Raw genomic sequence first — 16,628 nt, forward strand, 5'->3', positions numbered from 1 at the left:
TCATCCGCCAAGCCGCCATCACCGCCATCAGCGACGGCACCGAACGCATCACCAAACACAGCCTCGAAGCGATCCGCCTCGACCACCTCGCCGAAACCCACCACCACCCCACCATGAACCGGCCCCCCACACACCGCCGGTAACCCCCGCACCGTCCGACAACCTCACAGCACACAACGCTGTGACCAGGGAAAACACACACCGGCCCTTTACAGGGCAGGACCACCCGAGAGACACCGAAAAACTCGCAACGAAAACGAGAGAACCCCACACCAACAGGCCCACAGCCCCACAAGACCACGCTCACACGGTCTCAACCAAACCGAGAGACCCCCAGCACAAGACACCGCCTGTACCGCAACTACACCCCCACAAAACGACAGCCGCCCGGCTCGACCTGACCCTGACGTCGGCCGCCGGCGCCGCCATTCCCGCCGCGTGGAGCTCCGCGCGTGCTCCGGACCACCCTCGGACTGATCGCCGCCCGGCACCGCCAGCGGATGGACCCGATCGGAAGTTCTGAGGTTGCGGCACCACGGCCAGCTCAGGCGTGTCGTGGTACGCCGAGGAGGCGTCCCCCAGCTTCTATAGCACCGCACCGGGCCCACTGGTTCGTCGGCCGAACGCTTGACTGAGCCAAAAATCTCGACAGAGTGGAGGGCGAAACTTTTTTCGGCTGGGAATGGCCTTTTTGCTTGTCGCTTTCACGCCAGTGCTGCCGCCGACCGTACGGTTATGGCTTCATTGCGAGATCCGGGCTCTCCCCTACGTACGGGGATCTAGCAGTGCCTGATCAGATTAGATACGTGGGGAACGGGGTCCTGGTTAGGGCTTTCCTATGTGGATTAGTGGGCCTCTTCGTAGGCTTTGAGTACGGAAGCTGGTACGCGGCCGCGGGCGCTGACGTCGTAGCCGTTTTCAGTGGCCCAGGCGCGGATCGCCGCGGAGTCCCTCTTCAGCCCCGCTGTTTTGCGGCCGCGCTGCTTGCCGCCGGCGGCGCGGATGCGGCGTGCGTTCTTTGCGTGGAGGTAAGGCTTGAGTAGGGCGAGGAGCTCGTCGTAGTTGCTGTCAGTGAGGTCGAGCTCGACGCCTGCACCATCGATGAGGATGGTGTGGGTAGAGATGTCCTCTGTGTCCTCGCCGGTGATGTCGTCTACGAGAGTCCGGATGATTTTCTGAGCCATGCTGTGAAGTGTAGGGCGATCAGAAGTTACGTGACAGCCGAGCTCGCTGATACTGTCGCGCTGCGGAAGCGCATAGCGGCCGAGAATGCTTGCCATTCTGCTTCCGTCGCCGTAGGCGCGGTACCAGCACATCGCACCCCTTCGTGATCTCCCGACTCTGGGAAGGGCGCGACACGGAACAGCTCAGCCACTGCGTCTTTTCCAGCCTCGGTCTGAGCTGGCTAAATGCGGGGCCAGGACGGCTTGGACGAGGCTTGTGACGCGGGTTGTCGAGCATCGCAGCTTGCGGAGGAGTCCAGGACTCGGGGGTGGCGACGGCCTGCTCGACCAGGGCTCGGATTTTGGCGTGAGACCAGTTGACGGCCTGCGTCTCCCAGCGGTCCCAGTATGGGACGCGGACCGTGTCCCCGGCGCCTCGGTATCCCTTGTCGGCCCAGCCTTCGATGTCGGCGTCCGCGAGCGTGCGGATGACGCCGTGCTCGCGGGCGGGCCCGGACGTCGTGGACGGCACGGGGAAGAGCCGGTGATGCCCAGGGCAGCCGGCCGGACGGATCGGCCAGGACTGCACGTTCATCCTGTGCTTGTTGTGCTTTCCGGAGTAGAAGGGACGGTCCGCGGCAATGCGGTCGATGGGCAGCAGGGTGTCGTCCAGCAGCACGAACGCCTTCGTTGATGCCGTTCGGGTCGTCTGCACGAGGGTCGGGCCGAGCGCGGCCAGGAGCTCGACGGCCTCGGCGATGTACCGGTAGGCGGTCGTGGTTGCGATGCCGAAGCAGGCCGCGAGCTGGGCGTACGGGTGGCCGTTGCGGAGGTGGGCGAGGGTGAGCAGGGCCTGCCGGCCTGGGCTCAGGCGCCGCCACCGGGTACCAAGCTCCCGGCGGTGTTGGCGGAGCTTGGCGGACAGGAAGCGCAGGGCAGCGGGACACGTCGATGCCGGAAGGGCGTCGTCAAGTTAAGTGGCGGGGTGTGAGATTTGAGATGCTCTCCATGGAGATCGGTTCGGGGAGGGGCTGCTCGTGGACACGCCGCCGTCGTATAACAAGTCATCTCAATTGGCTTTGCAGGAAGACTCCGACCCCGCGCCTAATCAAGGACCTGCTCGCAGACAGACTGCTCTTCATGGGATCGATGATAGGACCGGGCCCGTCGAGAGACTACTACCTCAAGAAGCACGCCGAGGAGCTGCTGCACACGCACGCCCTGCTCTCGCTCGCCCGACGCCGGGCCGACGTGCTCTGGGCCATGCTGCGTGACAAGAGACTGTTCACCCCCGCCGCGCCAGGCACGCGAGCCAGGGCTCTTGCAAAGTTGAATTTTTCGGGTGTTTTCGCTGGTCATGGGGGGTTCGGGAGGTGGAGTGGGGCGGTGAAGGGCTGGTAGGACAGGTCGCGGACGGCTTCGGTCATGTTCGTGGCGCCGGTGGCGCGTAGCCGGTTGAGAGTGGTGTTGCGCAGGGTGGCCATGTTCTCGGGGCCGTGGCCGGTGCGGATCTGGGAGCGGTCTTCGTCCCAGAGGTGTCGTGCACGTAGTGGATCTTGTTGTCGATCTGCTAGTGGCCGCGCAGGGCCAGGGCAATGTCCTGGGGTTTTGCCTGGTGTGCGGGCAGGTCGGTGATGACGTAGACGGTCTCGCTGGTGCGTCTGCCCGTCGCGGCGTCCATCCGGTGCCGGGTGATTCGGGCGACGTGGCGGGCATGGGGGGAAGTCCAGGTGGGAGACGGTCAGTGCCTGCACGTTCCGGGTCTCCTTGCGGCCGTGGCCCTGGGTGCGGTCGTAGTACTTCGCGGTGGCCTTGTCCCAGGGCAGGCGGCGGCAACTGGCATACAAGGACGGCTGGTTGCGCTTGACGGTGAGCAGGTAGCGGGCCTTCCTGTCCTGGATGAGGGACCGTGCGGTGTCCGTCTGGGTGGGCAGCGCGTCCGCGCTTACCCAGGCGCCCTCGATGTCCAGCGTGCCGAGCACTTCGCGCAGGCAGGGAATCTCGTTGGTCTTGTCGGGGATCCACAGCTGGGCGATGATCTGGTCGTCCTGGTCGATGACGGCCAGCAGATGCGCCGCGGACCGGGAAACCCAGCCAGGCCAGGGCATCCTGGGGTGCCCGCCGCAGCCAGTGCCCGATGGCCGCGTATGAACGCGCCCCGGGCCGCGACCGCACAGGCCGCCGCTCTGACCAGCGCGAGAAGCGGATTCCGCCGCCCTTTACGATCACGCGGATCGACCCCGCCGCAGCATCGTCACCCGCCTAGGCGACAGAACACGACAGCGCGAGCGCGGGCATGGCAGAGTCACGAATCAACGAAGCTCCTTTGCTGGCAATGGACTTGAGAGTTCACTTGCTTCAACGGAGCTTCGTGCATCCCAGTCGCACCCCAGCCGACCAGCTACTTCACAAGATCGCTACGACCTTGCAAGAGCCCTGGTCAGCACGCGGCTTGACACGATCATCGATCTCGACGGTAGTACGGCGCTGGCCTTCCTTGTCATCGAAGGTGCGCTGCCTGAGCCGCCCGGTCACGCTAACCCGCATGCCCTTGGTGAGGGACTGGGCGGCCTCTCCGCGGCCGCCCGCCACAGTGAGCAGCGCAGCGGCTCGCCGTCTAGGAACGCCTCCCGGTTAACGTCGCGTCGTCACGCGACGCCTTACACGGGCGGGCGGGACACCCCGGACACGTACGCCTCGAGCCCGTACCGGGTGAACTTGCCGCCCGGCACGATCTTCGCCCCGGCCGGCGGCGGAGCGGGCACCTTGCGCTTCGCGCGGACGCTCTGGTCCCCGCCGATCAGGTGCCGGTTGTCGACCGCGGCGGCGCACTCCAGCTTGGCCACGTCGGCGTACGGGCGGCGGCAGGCACGGCAGTAGGTATCCAGGGCGTCGATGCGCTGGTCCGTCCTGGTGCGGAAGGAGCCGCGGAAGTCGGCGATGCGGGCCACAGCGTCGTCGACGACGATCTCGGCTGCCACGACCCAGAGGTGGGGGTGTTCGAGCGTGCTGGCGGAACGGGACGTCGACTCTACGGTCACGTGCAGATCTCTCCCACGCATCAGTGCCCTATTCCGTTACGTCAACTCCCGGGCGCGGGCCGCCGCAAGTGACGGCAGCCCGCGCTCGGGAGCGCTACGCGGCGAGGGCCGCGGGCATCTGCGCCTGCACGATGCCGCCCTCGATGCAGGCCGTGTCTCCGGTCGCTAGGGCCTGCAGGCTGACGAGGACACGCGTTCGCCCGGTCGGCCACTGGTCAAGAAACTGGAGGGTCGGCATGACGCGCACGGCGGCCCGAGGATCCCGGTACACCAGGCCCGTCACCGCGTCGCGGGTCATGGGCGCAGCGGCCAAGACGTGGGTGATCACCTTCCGGCGTCGCATCTGTACCCAGTCGACGGCGACGCGCCGCAGGAACTGCAGCTCGCCAGAGGGGTCGGCGAGCACCCGGTAGCCAGCTTCCTCCGGTGTCTGCCCGTCGTACACGCCGCCCGAGGGAAGCATCAGCATGCCGCGGACGTCGACGACGGTGATGCAGTCGACGCCAACCGGGACGATCAGCGAGACGCCGAGCACCGGCGGCCGCCAGTTCTCGTATGCGGCCCGACGGCGCTGCGCGGGCGCGGTGGCCGTTGCGGTGGGCATCAGGCCGGACCGTCCTGCACGGCGGCCACGATCTCGTCGAGGTGCCGGGGCTGGCTGGTGCTGGGGATGGGAGCGATGTGGGAGCCCTGGGAGAGGAGCCAGTGCAGCGGGGCGCCGGGCCCGTGGGCGTGGGCAAGGACGCCGGCGTCCAGCGGCCGGTAGGCCACGTAGGGGATGTTGAGGTCGCGGCACATCTCCACGGCGGGGTCGTGGCGGTCTGTGGTGTTCAGCACGTTCTGCACCGCGGCGACGGGCGCGTACTTGAGCACGTACCGGATGTCCTCGGGCGTGACCTTCGACAGGCCGATGTGCCCGATCTTCCCTTCATCCTGCAGGGCGTGCATCACGGCGAGCTGGTCGTCGCGCGAGACTTCGGGGTCGATGCGGTGCAGGTAGCACAGCTCCAGCCGCTCCATCTTCAGGCGACGCAGGCTCGCTTCGACGCAGGCCCGCAGGTAGAAGGGGTTACCGAGCGGCTTCCACTGGCCGGGTGCGGGGCGGACCATGCCGACCTTCGTGGCGATCAGCACATGGTCCGGGTAGGGGTAGAGCGCTTCCCGGATGAGGTGTTCGACGGTGTGGGGGCCGTAGGCGTCGGCGGTGTCGATGTGGCTGATGCCGTGGGTGTGTACGGCCTGGCGCAGCACGCTGAGGGCGGTGTCGCGGTCGTCCGGGTCACCCCACGTGCCGGGGCCGGTCAGGCGCATGGTGCCGAAGCCGAGTCGGGAGACGGTCTTCCCGGCGATGGTGATGCTGCCAGCGGGCGGCGCGGGGATCATACGAGCTCCTCCTTCAGGCAGTGCTGGACGGCGACGTCAACGGCGTGGGCCTGGCTGTCAGGGTCGCTGGTCACCCGGAGGTGCGGGATGGCGTCGTTGGCCAGGACACGGTGCACGCGATCATCGACGAGACGGCGGAAGCCGGCGTCGTAGTCGTGGCTGGTGTCGACAGGCACGCGCTCGTCGAGCACGGTCGCGAACAGCAGGTCGTACTTGGGGAGCTGCGTGGAGGCGAGCGTCAGCAGACGTTCACGCTCGAGCCGGGGCGGGGTCTCGGCCCGGAACGCCATCGCGGCCTCGAAGTAGGCGACGGCGTCGTGGACGGCGCGGTCGATGAGCACGACTTCGGCGCCTTGAGCGGCGGCGTTGATCTCGTCGAGGATGCCCTGCGTCGTGATCCACTCGGTGGACTGGACGGTGTGGTGCTGCATCTTGGGAAGGCCGGCCGCGGCAGCGCGCTTGCCGAGCTGCCCGGTGCGCGCCACGGTGAGGCCGTGGCCGCGCAGCTCCATCTCTATGCGCTTCAGCAGCGTCGTCTTGCCCGTCGAGTGGGTGCCGAGCACGGCGATCCGGAGGGGCACGGAGGAGGAAGTCACCACAGGGTTGGGTCCTTTTCTGGTTCGGGGGCGCCGGGCAGGCCGGGCGGCACGGCCGCGGCGACCAGGTGATCCCATGTCTGGTACTGGGAAGCCATGGCGATGAGGAGCTGAGCCGTGGCGAAGGCGTCGAAGGTGGCCCTGTGCCGCTGCGCGGGAGCTTGGCTCAGGTCGGGCCGTACGTGCTCGATGAGGGCATCCAGGCTGTACCGGCTCAGGTCCGGGAAGGTGGCCTTGGCGAGCCGGAGCGTGTCCAGGACACCGGTGGGCTGCCACCCGGGCAGGTGTGCGCTCAGCACGCGGTAGTCGGTGTGGGCGTTGTGCGCGCAGATCCACGCTGTGCCCAGGAAGGAGTGCACCTGGCCCGCGATCTCTGCCCACGCCGGCTTGTCGGCGAGGTCCTGGTTGGACATGCCGTGCACGCGGGTCGCGAAGGCGGTGACGGGTCGGTTCGGGCGGGTCAGCCACGCCTGTGCGGTCGTCTTGTCGGGGTGGCCCTCCCTGATAGGGAGAGCGGCGACCTCGACGAGGTCGGGCGGGGCGGTGCCGTTGCCCTCGACATCGACGACGAGCAGTGCGGGCCAGGCGCTGAAGTTCATGCGGTGTCGGGTCCGTTCTCCGCCTCCCAGCCGATCGGGGCACGGCCGTGCTGGCGGTAGTGGTGGGGCTTGGCGCGGTCGTGGCACTGGTAGCCGAACCCGTGCTGGAGGTAGTAGCGGGGCGGCTCGTCCAGTCCCTCGACGACGATGGCACGGTCGTTGACCTCAACGTCGCCGATGGCCCCGAGGGCTCGGGCCTCGCGGGTGACCTCATCCAGGTCCGGCCTCTGCCACGCCGCCGCGCACAGGGCGACTTGCTTGGGCGGGCAGATGTCGCACAGCTCCCGCACTCCGTAGTGGCCGTTGTAGTCGGCCTCCCCGTGGGCGTAGGCGACGCCGCAGCTCGTCTTGCGGAACAGCACTCCCCATGGCTTGGCGCCGGTGAGCGTCGCTTCACCGAAGGCGTCGAGAATCCTCTGCTCCGCCTGCTCCGGCATGATCTTGCGCCGTGCGGTGGCGTCGTACGGCATCGGGACGCCATGGGCCTCGTAGTACGCCTTGATCTCGTCCCGGAAGAACAGCCCGGTGAACACGGTGGCGTGGGCGTGCAGCGACAACTCGCGCGCCTGCTCGATGTGCTGCTCGGAGTCGTTGAGCCCGGGGACGATGGGCCGCCAGTAGTGGACGACCCGGTACCGGCCGGCGTGCTCGAACAGCATGCGCAGGGTGTCGGCCGCGATGGAGGAGTCGACCGGCTCGATCCGGGGGTCGTCGATTCCCGAGTGGGTGACCAGGATCGTCAGCCGCAGGTTCCGGAACGAGTTGAGGACAGCGCAGTCCTCGGCGCTCACCCGCCACCGCGTGATGATGAGGACGTGGTTGGTCAGACCACGCTCGTCGAGCTGCCGCAGCACGGCGAACACGTGAGGTTTCACGACCGGCAGCATGGGATCGGTGGCTCGGTTCAGGAGCTGGATCGGCGTCTTGCCCGGCCGGAAGTAGGGGTGGCCAACGAGGGCATCGACGGCTGCCTCGTCGCTCATCAGCCGCCGAGGGGTTTTCATCTGGAAGTTCTTGAAGAGGTGCCGCACGCAGTAGCGGCAGTCCAGCGGGCACCCCACGATGTGGTTCAGCGACAGACCGGACTTGCGGTACTCGATCACGTCGGCGAGTTCCGGCTTCAGGTCGGCGATCTGCTCCGGGGTGAGGAGCGGCAGGAGCCGACGCGCGCGCGGTGCCGGGACCGGAACGAGGTCAGAGGGAGCAGTCAAGGGAGTCCTCCTGTGGTCCGGATGGTCAGTGGTCGATGTGCGTGGGCTGGAGAGGGAAAGCGGCCGGCGGGGTGAGCAGCCGGTGCCGGCTGGCGCCGAACCAGGTGCCGAAGTCCCGGCGCGCGGCGTCCGCGTCGTCCGAGGTGTGCACGAGGTTGTGCACCAGGCGCTTCTGGGCGACGGCGGCTTCGAGGCTGTCGTCGCCGAGGTCGCCGCGGATCGTGCCGGGCGCTGCTCGAGTCGGGTCGTAGTGGCCGATGAGCTGCCGCAGCCTCTCGTGGATGCCCGGCTCCCCATAGGCGAGCGCGACGGCCACCGGCTTGTGCGCGTACACCGCGTCCAGGCAGGCGGGGATGTCCCGGTCGGGGAAGTGGTCGGCGTCGACGAGGAGGTCCCAGTAGTGAACGTGGGCCTGCCAGGGCTGCGCGGTGACCTGCATCTGGTTGGTGATGGTGACGCCAGCGGCGGAGAACCGTTCCAGGACGGTGTCGACCAAGCCGCGCTCCACGGCGTCCGGCTTGCACAGGATCACCGAGCACCGGTCAAAGTCGGTGACCTGCAACCGGCGGCCGTGCCCGTACCAGGTGCCGTATTCACGGCGCGCGGCGTCCGCGTCGTCGCTGGTGTGGACGAGATTGCGCACGAGCCGGTTCTCGGCCTGAGCGGCGGCAAGGCTGTCGTCACCCAGGTCACGGCGGATTGTGCCGGCCACCGCCCGCGTGGGGTCAGTGTGGCCGATCAGGACGCGCAGCCGGGCGTGGAGGCCGGGTTCACCGTGCGCGAGCGCCACCGTGACCCGCTGACCCGCATACGCGGTGTCGACGCAGGAAGGGAGATCACGCAGCCGCGGAGTGCCGGTGTCGGCCAGCATGTTCCGGTAGACGACGTGCGCCTGCCACGGCTCGGCCACCAGCTCCATGCGGGCCGAGACGGCGATGCCAGCGCCGGAAATGCGCTCCAGGACGGTGTCGACCAAGCCGCGCTCCACGGCGTCCGGCTTGCACAGGATGACCGCCCAGCGGTCGAAGTCGACACCCGTCACCACGGCGCCGCTTATCGGCTTGGCGCTCACTGAGCACCCCCGGCAATCTCAGCGGCGCAGGCCGGCCACTTGTGCTCCATGAGCCAGCGCAGGCCCGGGTCGAGCGCGTCCATCAGGTCTGGGTCGACCTGGGCGACCTGGTCGTGCTGGATCTGCCGGTACAGCTCGAACAGCATCACCACCTGCTGCCAGTACGGCGGGAGGGGGAGCCGACGGATGGTGTCGACGCTGTAGCGGATCTGGTTGGTCCGCAGCGCCTCTTCGTGTGTCAGCAGGTGCGTGAACGTGCCGGCGTTGGTGCTGTCCGGCATCTCCGGGAACGTGAACGTGGCGGGGGCTCGGCGGTTGTCGGCCTCAGCGAGCACGCGTCGGACCCGGTCGGCGTTGTGGTCGTTCACGTGAGCCGAGCCGATGGTGTGGGTGTACGTGCCGAGTTTCAGCCCGAGCTGGATGGCGGCGTACTCCTGGATCATCGTGAAGCTGAACACGTCGGACAGCAGTCCGCAGTCCAGATCGTTGGCACGCATGTGGCACACCATGTGCAGCCGTCCGCGGCGGGCGAGCAGGTGCAGACCCGCCAGACACGCCACGTCAGGGTTGGTGCGGTCTGCGAGTTCGGTCGCCGAGAACACGGGCAGGTACGCCCGCTTGCTGTCCGGTTCGTTCAACAGCAATTCCAGGGCATGGTCGAAGGGCGATTTCTCACCCTCGGTCGGGGTGAACAGGGTGTATCCGTAGGCGGAACCGCCGAGGTGCACGCCGTCGGAGCTGCAGGCCTTCATGGAGGGGGCGTAGTAGCTGATCAGCTCCAGATCGCGGCGGCCAGTCAGGTACCACAGGGCTTCAGCTAACTGGAAGACCGGATTGGCCTTCCGCTCGGCCAGGTAGGGAAGGCGCTGCCGGGGGTCCGGAAGCCGGAAGCTGACACCGATCACCTCGCGGGCGGCATTGCCGCGCGCGTCGATGCGGTGCTCGAACTCCTGGGTCGCGAGCCGCAGCAGGGCAACGTAGGCGCCTTCGACGCTCCGGAAGGTCTGGGCTGTGAGCAAGGCATCTCCGGTTCGGTGAGTGGTGCATCCGAGGGTGGGGGCTTCCCGGCACGACGCGGCCGCCCTTCACGCGGGGAGACCTGTCAGGGAAGCGTGGTCGCGCTGGCCGCGAATCGTGCCGGGAAGTAGAGCCGCCCCCGGTCCTGAGCCCCGTCATGGGCATCTGGCCCGGCTCAGGCCGGGGGCGAGTCAGATCAGGCCGGCGGTGCGGTCAGCACCACGGCGAGACGGGAGCCGACCATGTACTCCTCGCGCAGCCCCCACAGTCCGAGAGAGGCGATCTGCTCCTCGGTGAGGCCGCGCCGGTACGGGTCACGCTTCCGGTGTTCGTCGTGCTCGCGCGGTTCGTCGCCGCCCGCGCCGGTTGGGCGCTCAATGCCGGTGAGGGCGTAGAACTTCCCGGTCCCGGGGCGGAGCCAGCGCCGTACGTCGCCCATGAGCCGTCCCTTGTCCAGGAACGCGAGCGAGTCTCGGCAGGTCACGAGGTCGATCGTGCCGGGACGGATCGCGTTGGGGATGGGTTCGGCGTCGATGTCCCACCAGCGGTATTGCAGCCGAGGCCCGGTACCGCCGGCCCTGGTCGCCTGGACCAGGGCCTCACGGCTGAAGTCGTAGCCGCTGACCTTCAGGCCGAGGCGTACCAGTTGGCGAGCCCACTGGCCGTTGCCGCACGCGAGGTCGATCGCGACCATGTCGCGGTCCGGATTGACCTTGGTCACGAACTTGGCAACCTCCCTGCCGGCGATGAGCCGCGGAAGGTGGTGGGTGAGCCACCACCGGTCCCAGTCGGCGGGGGACAGCTCGCGTACGGGCGTGGTCACGGGCGGGATCCTTCTCTCAGCGGGATGCGGGGCTGCACCAAGGGCGGGCTTGTCACTGATCGGCGGCCGAGACGGACGCGGTGGCCTGGACGACGCGGATCGCGAAGTGCCACTCCGCTTCCGCGGTGATCCGCTCCATGGGGTGCAGGTCGCGAACGGGCGGGCCGAGGCGCAGGGCGACGACGGTGAGGAGGCGCTTCATGGTGGGGCGATGTCCCTTTCGATTCGGTGAGGCGGTCCCACCCGGTGGCAGGTCGGGAGGTTGCACAGGGCGCTCGGGCCGGCCGCCCTCCCGTCGGGAGAGGGCGGCCGGGGGCTCGCTGCCGGAACACACCGGAGGAAGGTGTGCGGGCTGGCAGAGGCCGCTACCTCCGGCGACGGGGGTCTCCGCGAATCACCACCACGCTGGTGCAGTAGCGGGCGGGCTCTGCGGAGCCGGAGGTTCCCGGCTTGAAGGTCGTCCCGCACGGCGCGTCAGGTTCAGCGCCGTGGGGGACGACCGGTCTCAGGGGCTGCCGGTCAGCGATGGGAGGCATCATTCGTCGGCCCCCATCAAGTCGAGGATGGCGACGATCGCCAGGGCGTACCGACGCAGGTACGACAGCGCGTCGCCACGGGGTGTCGGTTCGTCGCGTAGGGCAATCAGGCGGCGTAGTTCCTCGGTCGGGTACACCGCGGTGCGGTGCGGGGCGACCTGGATGAGCTGCCGGGTGGCCCGGCGGAATCGGTCGGAGATCCGGGCTGCATCCGGGGCGCTCAGCGGCGCCACTTCGGGGGGCTGCCGGCGGAGGGGGAGGCCAACGCGGACTAAGAGCTCGTCGAGCCGCCTGCTATGAGGGGTGGGACCAGGGCGGTCGCTGAGGACTTCTTCGAGGGTGGCGATCAGGTCGTAACTGATGCCTTCGTCCGCAAGGGAGCGGGACAGACGGTAGATGAGATGGCGTTTCGCCTCGTCATTGGGAGTGATCGGAAATGGGGAAGGTGCACCACGTGGTCATGCCGTCCTGGCTGACGCCCCAGCTCCGCGCGAGGGTGGCGACAAGGAACAGACCGCGGCCCGATTCCTCGTCGGCCTCGGCGATGCGCAGCTCGGCGGGGGCCGGGTTGCCGTCGGTGACCTCGATGCGCAGTTCGGTGTCGACGCACCGCACGCGCAGGTCGACGTCTCCCTTACCGTGCTGGACAGCGTTGGTGACCAGTTCGGACACCGCCAGCACGATGTTGTCGGCCAGGTTGCCCCGAACGCCCCACAGGGGCATGTGGGCCGCTGTGACCTTGCGCATCTGGCCGACGCGCGTCTGCTCCGGGGCGAAGGCCACCGCAAAGCCGCGGTTGGTGTACTCCCCGTGCCCCTTACGGATCGTGGTCATGGACTCACCGTTTCGCGAGTCCGAGCTCTCCGCCAGGGGAAATCAGAGGGGGAAAATCCTGTCAAGGGGGAAACCACGGGGGGAAGTTGGGGCCATGATTGGAATCCACCCGACGACGAGGTCACACTCATGGCAACGGACCAGTTCGCTGAGCTCCTTCTTCGGCTCCGTAAAAAAACCGGGCGAACGCAGGAGGAGCAGGCAGCCGCGATCAACGCGGTCTCCGGCCGGGACACCATGACCCGGCGGGAGATCAACCGCTATGAGCACGGCGAGAACATCCCGACGAACCACACGCTTGCGCATATCGCGGTGGCCTGTGGCTTACCCCCTGAACACCTACAGCGGGAGGCCGCAGCCGCCCGCGCCAGGCGCAGGAAGGACGCCCGGCCTGAAGGGGAGGACCTGGACGACGTGAAACGCCGCACGCTGCTCGGAGGCGCCGCCGTGGGCGCAGTCGCCGCGACCGAACCGTGGGAGCGCCTCGCGCACGCCCTCAGCAGGGGCAAGGAGATCGACTCGGAGACTTCTGGGGGGCTCGTCGATCGTGCCTGTGAACTCCATGTACGTGAGAGCCACCTGACTGCTCGGGAACTGCAGGGCGAAGTTGAGTCGCACCTGGACGCGATCACGGCCGCTCTCCCGCGAGCCGGCGAGCACGAACGGGCCCTGACGATCGCGGCCGGCGAGACGGCAGCCTTGGCCGGATGGGTCGCATGGGACTTGGGGGACCACCCCCGGGCGCACGCCTTCTACAAGGCCACCATGGACTGCGCCAAAAACACCGGCCATCCGCCTTTGCGGGGCCTCGCCCTGGGCTACGCGAGCTACGGGGCGGCAAGCCCTGAGAAGGCCGCAGAGCTGCTGATCCAAGCCACCAAGGACGTACGGGGGCCGGGCAACGCGGCCGCCGCTGCCTGGCTCTACGGCAGGCTCGCGGAAGAGGCCGCGAGCGTCGGCGATCACGCGCACGCCCTCCGCGCCCTGGATCGGGCCCGCTTCGCGTACGAATTCGCCGACCACACCGCTGAGCAGGCCTGGGTACGCTTCGTCACCCCATACCGGATGGACTCCTTAGCCCTGTCCGTGTACGGACAACTCGGGCGGCAGGAACTCACCGAAACCGCAGATCAGGCCGTAGACCGCCTGGGCAGGGAGCTACCGGAATCGGGCGTTGTCGTGCTGGGCGACCTGGCGACTGCGCTGTTGCGTGGGGGAGACATCGACCAAGGCGTCTACGTGTCCCGTCAATTCGCCGCGGCGAGCGACGCCCGTCCTACCACGATGGGGCGAGCTCGCGCTCAGGCCGTTGCAGCTCAGCTTCCGGCCAGTGAGCGCGAACTGGCCCAACATCTTCAGCAGTTCGCAGCGTGAGCAGTCACTTGGCAGACTGCGGCGAGGTCTCTTCGACCACCCACTTGAGGTAGGCCTCGGAACCACCGGCCACCGGAAGGGTGATCCATTCCGGGACCTCGTAGCTGTGGTGCTCGGCGACCCAGGCCTCCAGCTCCGGGAGCCGCTCTGTCGTCGTCTTGTACGAGATCCGCCACTCCTGTGCGGTCTCAATGGCGCCCTTCCACCAGTACGTCGCGGCGAACGGCTGGTCGATGTGGGCGCAGGCCGCCAACCGGCTCTCAACCGCACCGCGGGCGAGAGCTCTGGCCTGCTCCTCGTCGTCGATGGTCGTCTGCGCGATCACGATGTCACTCGCCATGCAACTGCCCTTCCAGGTCGGTGAATCTCGACACTACCCAGCGGCCCTCGGGTTCCTGAAACGGGCTGTGGGCTGGAGACTTGCGGTATCAGGGAAGCCGCAGGGAGCGCAGCCGCTCGGCGATGGTGAACGAGTCGAGCCGCAGAGCGATGATGTCGGCGATCAGATCGCGCCAGGCCTCGAACTTCGTGTTCACACGCTCCCCGTGCATCTCCAGGTACGCCACGGCCAGACCGAAGCCGTACAGCTCGTTGCGAGCGGGCAGGGGGCGAAGTACGACGCACTCCTCCAGCATCACGGCCGCCCGCCAGAAGGCGTCAGGGTGGTGCTGGTCATGGCGGGGCGGGTCGACCTTGTGGCGGGCGGCCAGCCCGACGAGCACGGAGTAGTCGTTGACCGCCAGGTCGTCCAGAAGCTCCTCTTGACGCTCAAGGAGCCACCGGTAGTCGATGTAATACTCGGCAGGCACAGGTCAAGCCGCCTGCTGGGCGTGCTCACCCTGGGTCGGGCCGCCGTATTCGGCGTCGAATGCCGCCATCGTCGCCGGGTCGCTGGTCACTCGGCGGAAGGTCTCGGCGCCGGCCTCAAGGGCACGCTCGCGCTTCTTCTCCTCGGCCACCTTCGCAAGGTAGTCCGCCAGAGGGAGCCCCGCCATATCGGCCAGGGCTTGCAGATCGTCCCTGGTGACCTTGTCGATCTCGATTTCTGCCATGAGACGAGTATGCCGGGCGACACCATGCCAGGACTACCCGCCGCAAAAATGGGCTCTGACCTGCATTTTTATGAGCGGCCCGAGGCGGTTTCGGACCGCGCGTACAGCGGCACGGCGTCGAGTGCGTCCTGCTTGCGTGATCAGCGGCCGTCCTCCGGCGCGGTCGGCTCGTCCGGCGTGGGCCACTGACCGAACAGCGGAACCGCCTTGAAGACGTCGTCCTGCTGGGCGCCGGCGAGCGCGTCGGCCCGGGTATACGTGGTGTCGGTGAGCTTCGAGTCGGGAGCCCAGCGACCTTCCTCGTTGCGGCGGGCCCGGCTGACTCCGCCGCGCTTGAGGTCGTTGTTGGCGCCGACGCGCAGGGAATGGGAGCGCACCGGCAGACCGTCGATGATCTCCTTGCCGGCGGCTGCGGCCGGGCCTTGACGACGTCGTTCACGGTGCGCCCGGACAGGCGCAGGCCACGGACGGTGGCGTGGTCGCGGCCCTGCTGGATGTGTCCCTTCTTGGTCAGGGGCCGGAGGAAGGGCAGGTGTGGGGCGTCCCGCCGAGCTCGGCAAGGTCGGCCTTCCACGCGGCGATGCGGGCAGCGAAGCGCAGGTCAGGACGGTCGGGGTGGAAGCGCCAGGCCGCGTCGCTCGCTGGTGGTTTTGGTCTTGGTGACCATCGCCCACACCCCGGGGCGAGGGCCGGTGGTGACCGGGCGCAGGGCGTGGTTGGGCAGGTCGGCGTTCTCGATGCCACGCAAGAGCAGCCGGTAGCTGACGACGTGCAGGGCCGCGTCGCGCCGGCCGATGCGGGTGGACTCGTCGATCTCATCGAGGATGGGCACCCAGGTGTTCCAAAGGCAGGGCCGCGGCCTGGTCCATCATCCCGGGTACAGACTGGCGCAGTGACACCACAACAGCCATCTATTACCCATGACGACCGCATCCCGCCCCCACACCCACTACCAGGGCACCCTCACAGCGCGATTCCGCTGACGCCCACCCACTGCACCCATCACCAATCACACCGGCGCCGTGAAACGAGTCCGCGACGGCGGCCCGCGCACCAGGTGAATCACGGGGATGATGACGACCGGCCAGCCCCACGCCGTGACCGTCGCCTTCCTGCGCACGCAGGAAGTCAGCCCGGTCGGCGACGTGGCCCCCCACTTGCCGCGGGATGCGGGGTAGCGCGTCCGGCAAGGGCATCAGCTGCGAGGGCCCTGACAAAAGGCCGGCGGACCGCAGCTCGGTCAGCTGCGGCCACACTCCGGCCCCGGTCCAGTCCCGCAACCGCCGCCAGGCCGTCACACCACCGCAGCCGACCCGTTCAGCCTGAACATCCCGCCAGCTCACACTCTTGCAGAACACGTGAACGACGTCGCGCAGCGCAGCGCGGACACCTACCGGCAAGCGCCCGCGATACCGACGCCGCCCGGGCGGACGAGTGAGCAATAGCGGAACCACACGTTCCCGCAGGTCCTCAAGCACAAGATCAGCAGAAACATGACAAATCCTGCCGACATAGCACCCGACCACTAAGACCGTGTCCTATGTGGTGAGGCGGAGGAGTCGTTTGTAGCAGCAGATGGCTGCGGCGAGGCCGAGAAATGCCAGGTAGTTGCGGGAGTGGCGTTCGTAGCGGTGGTTGAGCCGGCGGTATCCGGTCAGCCAGGACATGGTCCGCTCGATCACCCAACGGCGACGCCCGAGTCGTTCTGACGACTCGATGCCCTTGCGGGCGATCCGGACGCCGATGCGTTTCCCGCGGAGCCATTTCCGCAGCTCAGGTATGTCATAGGCCTTGTCGGCGTGCAGTCGCTGGGGCTTGAAATGACGGCCGCGGTGAGGGTCGTGTCTCCTTACGTTGTTCCTGGGTTGATTCCCGTCACTCGTAGGATCGGGAAGCCCAGGGATGCTGGGTGTGGCTGCGTGTCTCC

21 protein-coding genes and 3 pseudogenes are annotated in these 16,628 nt (G+C 68.0%); 2 read left to right on the plus strand and 22 right to left on the minus strand.

The annotated features are described in order from the left end of the window. Positions 1-845: 845 nt before the first annotated feature. A complete protein-coding gene (locus ACZ6C1_RS37480; protein WP_469247544.1) occupies positions 846-1,184 on the minus strand; it encodes a histone-like nucleoid-structuring protein Lsr2 in 339 nt (112 codons plus the stop codon). A 183-nt stretch (positions 1,185-1,367) separates the two neighbouring features. After that, positions 1,368-2,116: pseudogene (locus ACZ6C1_RS37485) on the minus strand (transposase family protein). Positions 2,117-2,309: 193 nt separating this feature from the next. Between ACZ6C1_RS37485 and ACZ6C1_RS37490 the strand changes: the two are divergent. Then, a pseudogene (locus ACZ6C1_RS37490) lies at positions 2,310-2,474 on the plus strand (IS110 family transposase); the annotation flags it as partial. Positions 2,475-2,518: 44 nt separating this feature from the next. On the opposite strand, the gene ACZ6C1_RS37495 reads toward ACZ6C1_RS37490, so the two are convergent. The 14 genes from ACZ6C1_RS37495 to ACZ6C1_RS37560 all read right to left on the minus strand — a co-directional run bounded on the left by ACZ6C1_RS37495 (position 2,519) and on the right by ACZ6C1_RS37560 (position 12,275). Further along, positions 2,519-3,271, minus strand: a complete 753-nt coding sequence (locus tag ACZ6C1_RS37495) for an ISAs1 family transposase (protein ID WP_469247545.1) — start codon at positions 3,269-3,271, stop codon at positions 2,519-2,521. 298 nt (positions 3,272-3,569) lie between these two features. Next, positions 3,570-3,710 (minus strand): hypothetical protein, encoded by a 141-nt coding sequence (locus tag ACZ6C1_RS37500; RefSeq protein ID WP_469247566.1) that lies wholly within the window; start codon positions 3,708-3,710, stop codon positions 3,570-3,572. Between the two features lie 113 nt (positions 3,711-3,823). After that, the gene (locus ACZ6C1_RS37505) at positions 3,824-4,204 is read right to left on the minus strand and encodes a hypothetical protein (RefSeq protein WP_469247546.1); all 381 of its coding nucleotides are present in this window, start codon (positions 4,202-4,204) and stop codon (positions 3,824-3,826) included. 94 nt (positions 4,205-4,298) lie between these two features. Beyond that, the gene (locus ACZ6C1_RS37510; protein ID WP_469247547.1) at positions 4,299-4,808 is read right to left on the minus strand and encodes a hypothetical protein; all 510 of its coding nucleotides are present in this window, start codon (positions 4,806-4,808) and stop codon (positions 4,299-4,301) included. Continuing rightward, the gene (locus ACZ6C1_RS37515) at positions 4,808-5,587 is read right to left on the minus strand and encodes an aldo/keto reductase (RefSeq protein WP_469247548.1); all 780 of its coding nucleotides are present in this window, start codon (positions 5,585-5,587) and stop codon (positions 4,808-4,810) included. The genes ACZ6C1_RS37510 and ACZ6C1_RS37515 overlap by 1 nt, the downstream gene beginning before the upstream one ends. Continuing rightward, complete coding sequence (locus ACZ6C1_RS37520) at positions 5,584-6,183, minus strand: AAA family ATPase (RefSeq protein WP_469247549.1); 600 nt, start codon at positions 6,181-6,183, stop codon at positions 5,584-5,586. Before ACZ6C1_RS37520 ends, ACZ6C1_RS37515 begins: the two co-directional genes overlap by 4 nt. Further along, positions 6,180-6,782: a 3'-5' exonuclease gene (locus ACZ6C1_RS37525; RefSeq protein WP_469247550.1), complete on the minus strand. Its 603-nt coding sequence runs from the start codon at positions 6,780-6,782 to the stop codon at positions 6,180-6,182. The genes ACZ6C1_RS37520 and ACZ6C1_RS37525 overlap by 4 nt, the downstream gene beginning before the upstream one ends. After that, the gene (locus ACZ6C1_RS37530; RefSeq protein WP_469247553.1) at positions 6,779-7,993 is read right to left on the minus strand and encodes a radical SAM protein; all 1,215 of its coding nucleotides are present in this window, start codon (positions 7,991-7,993) and stop codon (positions 6,779-6,781) included. Before ACZ6C1_RS37530 ends, ACZ6C1_RS37525 begins: the two co-directional genes overlap by 4 nt. A 25-nt stretch (positions 7,994-8,018) precedes the next feature. After that, positions 8,019-9,065, minus strand: a complete 1,047-nt coding sequence (locus ACZ6C1_RS37535) for a nucleoside-diphosphate kinase (RefSeq protein ID WP_469247554.1) — start codon at positions 9,063-9,065, stop codon at positions 8,019-8,021. After that, on the minus strand, positions 9,062-10,084 hold the full coding sequence (locus ACZ6C1_RS37540; RefSeq protein ID WP_469247555.1) for a thymidylate synthase: 1,023 nt from the start codon (positions 10,082-10,084) through the stop codon (positions 9,062-9,064). Before ACZ6C1_RS37540 ends, ACZ6C1_RS37535 begins: the two co-directional genes overlap by 4 nt. Positions 10,085-10,278: 194 nt before the next feature. Next, complete coding sequence (locus tag ACZ6C1_RS37545) at positions 10,279-10,905, minus strand: class I SAM-dependent methyltransferase (RefSeq protein WP_469247556.1); 627 nt, start codon at positions 10,903-10,905, stop codon at positions 10,279-10,281. A gap of 52 nt (positions 10,906-10,957) precedes the next feature. Further along, on the minus strand, positions 10,958-11,107 hold the full coding sequence (locus tag ACZ6C1_RS37550) for a hypothetical protein (protein WP_469247557.1): 150 nt from the start codon (positions 11,105-11,107) through the stop codon (positions 10,958-10,960). Between the two features lie 333 nt (positions 11,108-11,440). Next, complete coding sequence (locus tag ACZ6C1_RS37555) at positions 11,441-11,674, minus strand: hypothetical protein (RefSeq protein WP_469247558.1); 234 nt, start codon at positions 11,672-11,674, stop codon at positions 11,441-11,443. 184 nt (positions 11,675-11,858) lie between these two features. After that, complete coding sequence (locus ACZ6C1_RS37560; protein ID WP_469247559.1) at positions 11,859-12,275, minus strand: ATP-binding protein; 417 nt, start codon at positions 12,273-12,275, stop codon at positions 11,859-11,861. Positions 12,276-12,404: 129 nt separating this feature from the next. On the opposite strand from ACZ6C1_RS37560, the gene ACZ6C1_RS37565 reads away from it, so the two are divergent. Further along, a complete protein-coding gene (locus ACZ6C1_RS37565) occupies positions 12,405-13,649 on the plus strand; it encodes a helix-turn-helix domain-containing protein (RefSeq protein ID WP_469247560.1) in 1,245 nt (414 codons plus the stop codon). Between the two features lie 4 nt (positions 13,650-13,653). Here ACZ6C1_RS37565 and cutA read toward each other — a convergent pair whose 3' ends face one another. From cutA to ACZ6C1_RS37595, 6 genes and pseudogenes are all read right to left on the minus strand, one after another. After that, positions 13,654-13,989 (minus strand): divalent-cation tolerance protein CutA, encoded by a 336-nt coding sequence (gene cutA, locus ACZ6C1_RS37570; protein ID WP_469247561.1) that lies wholly within the window; start codon positions 13,987-13,989, stop codon positions 13,654-13,656. A gap of 88 nt (positions 13,990-14,077) precedes the next feature. Further along, positions 14,078-14,458, minus strand: a complete 381-nt coding sequence (locus ACZ6C1_RS37575; RefSeq protein WP_469247562.1) for a toxin Doc — start codon at positions 14,456-14,458, stop codon at positions 14,078-14,080. Between the two features lie 3 nt (positions 14,459-14,461). Then, positions 14,462-14,701 (minus strand): antitoxin MazE7, encoded by a 240-nt coding sequence (locus ACZ6C1_RS37580; protein WP_469247563.1) that lies wholly within the window; start codon positions 14,699-14,701, stop codon positions 14,462-14,464. A gap of 140 nt (positions 14,702-14,841) precedes the next feature. Further along, the gene (locus ACZ6C1_RS37585; protein ID WP_469247564.1) at positions 14,842-15,078 is read right to left on the minus strand and encodes a hypothetical protein; all 237 of its coding nucleotides are present in this window, start codon (positions 15,076-15,078) and stop codon (positions 14,842-14,844) included. Positions 15,079-15,302: 224 nt separating this feature from the next. Further along, positions 15,303-15,533, minus strand: coding sequence for a hypothetical protein (locus tag ACZ6C1_RS37590; RefSeq protein WP_469247565.1), 231 nt, complete (start codon positions 15,531-15,533; stop codon positions 15,303-15,305). 706 nt (positions 15,534-16,239) lie between these two features. Further along, positions 16,240-16,551, minus strand: a pseudogene (locus tag ACZ6C1_RS37595) (transposase); the annotation flags it as partial. Between the last annotated feature and the right edge of the window lie 77 nt (positions 16,552-16,628).

This window comes from Streptomyces sp. NPDC041796, assembly GCF_055590785.1.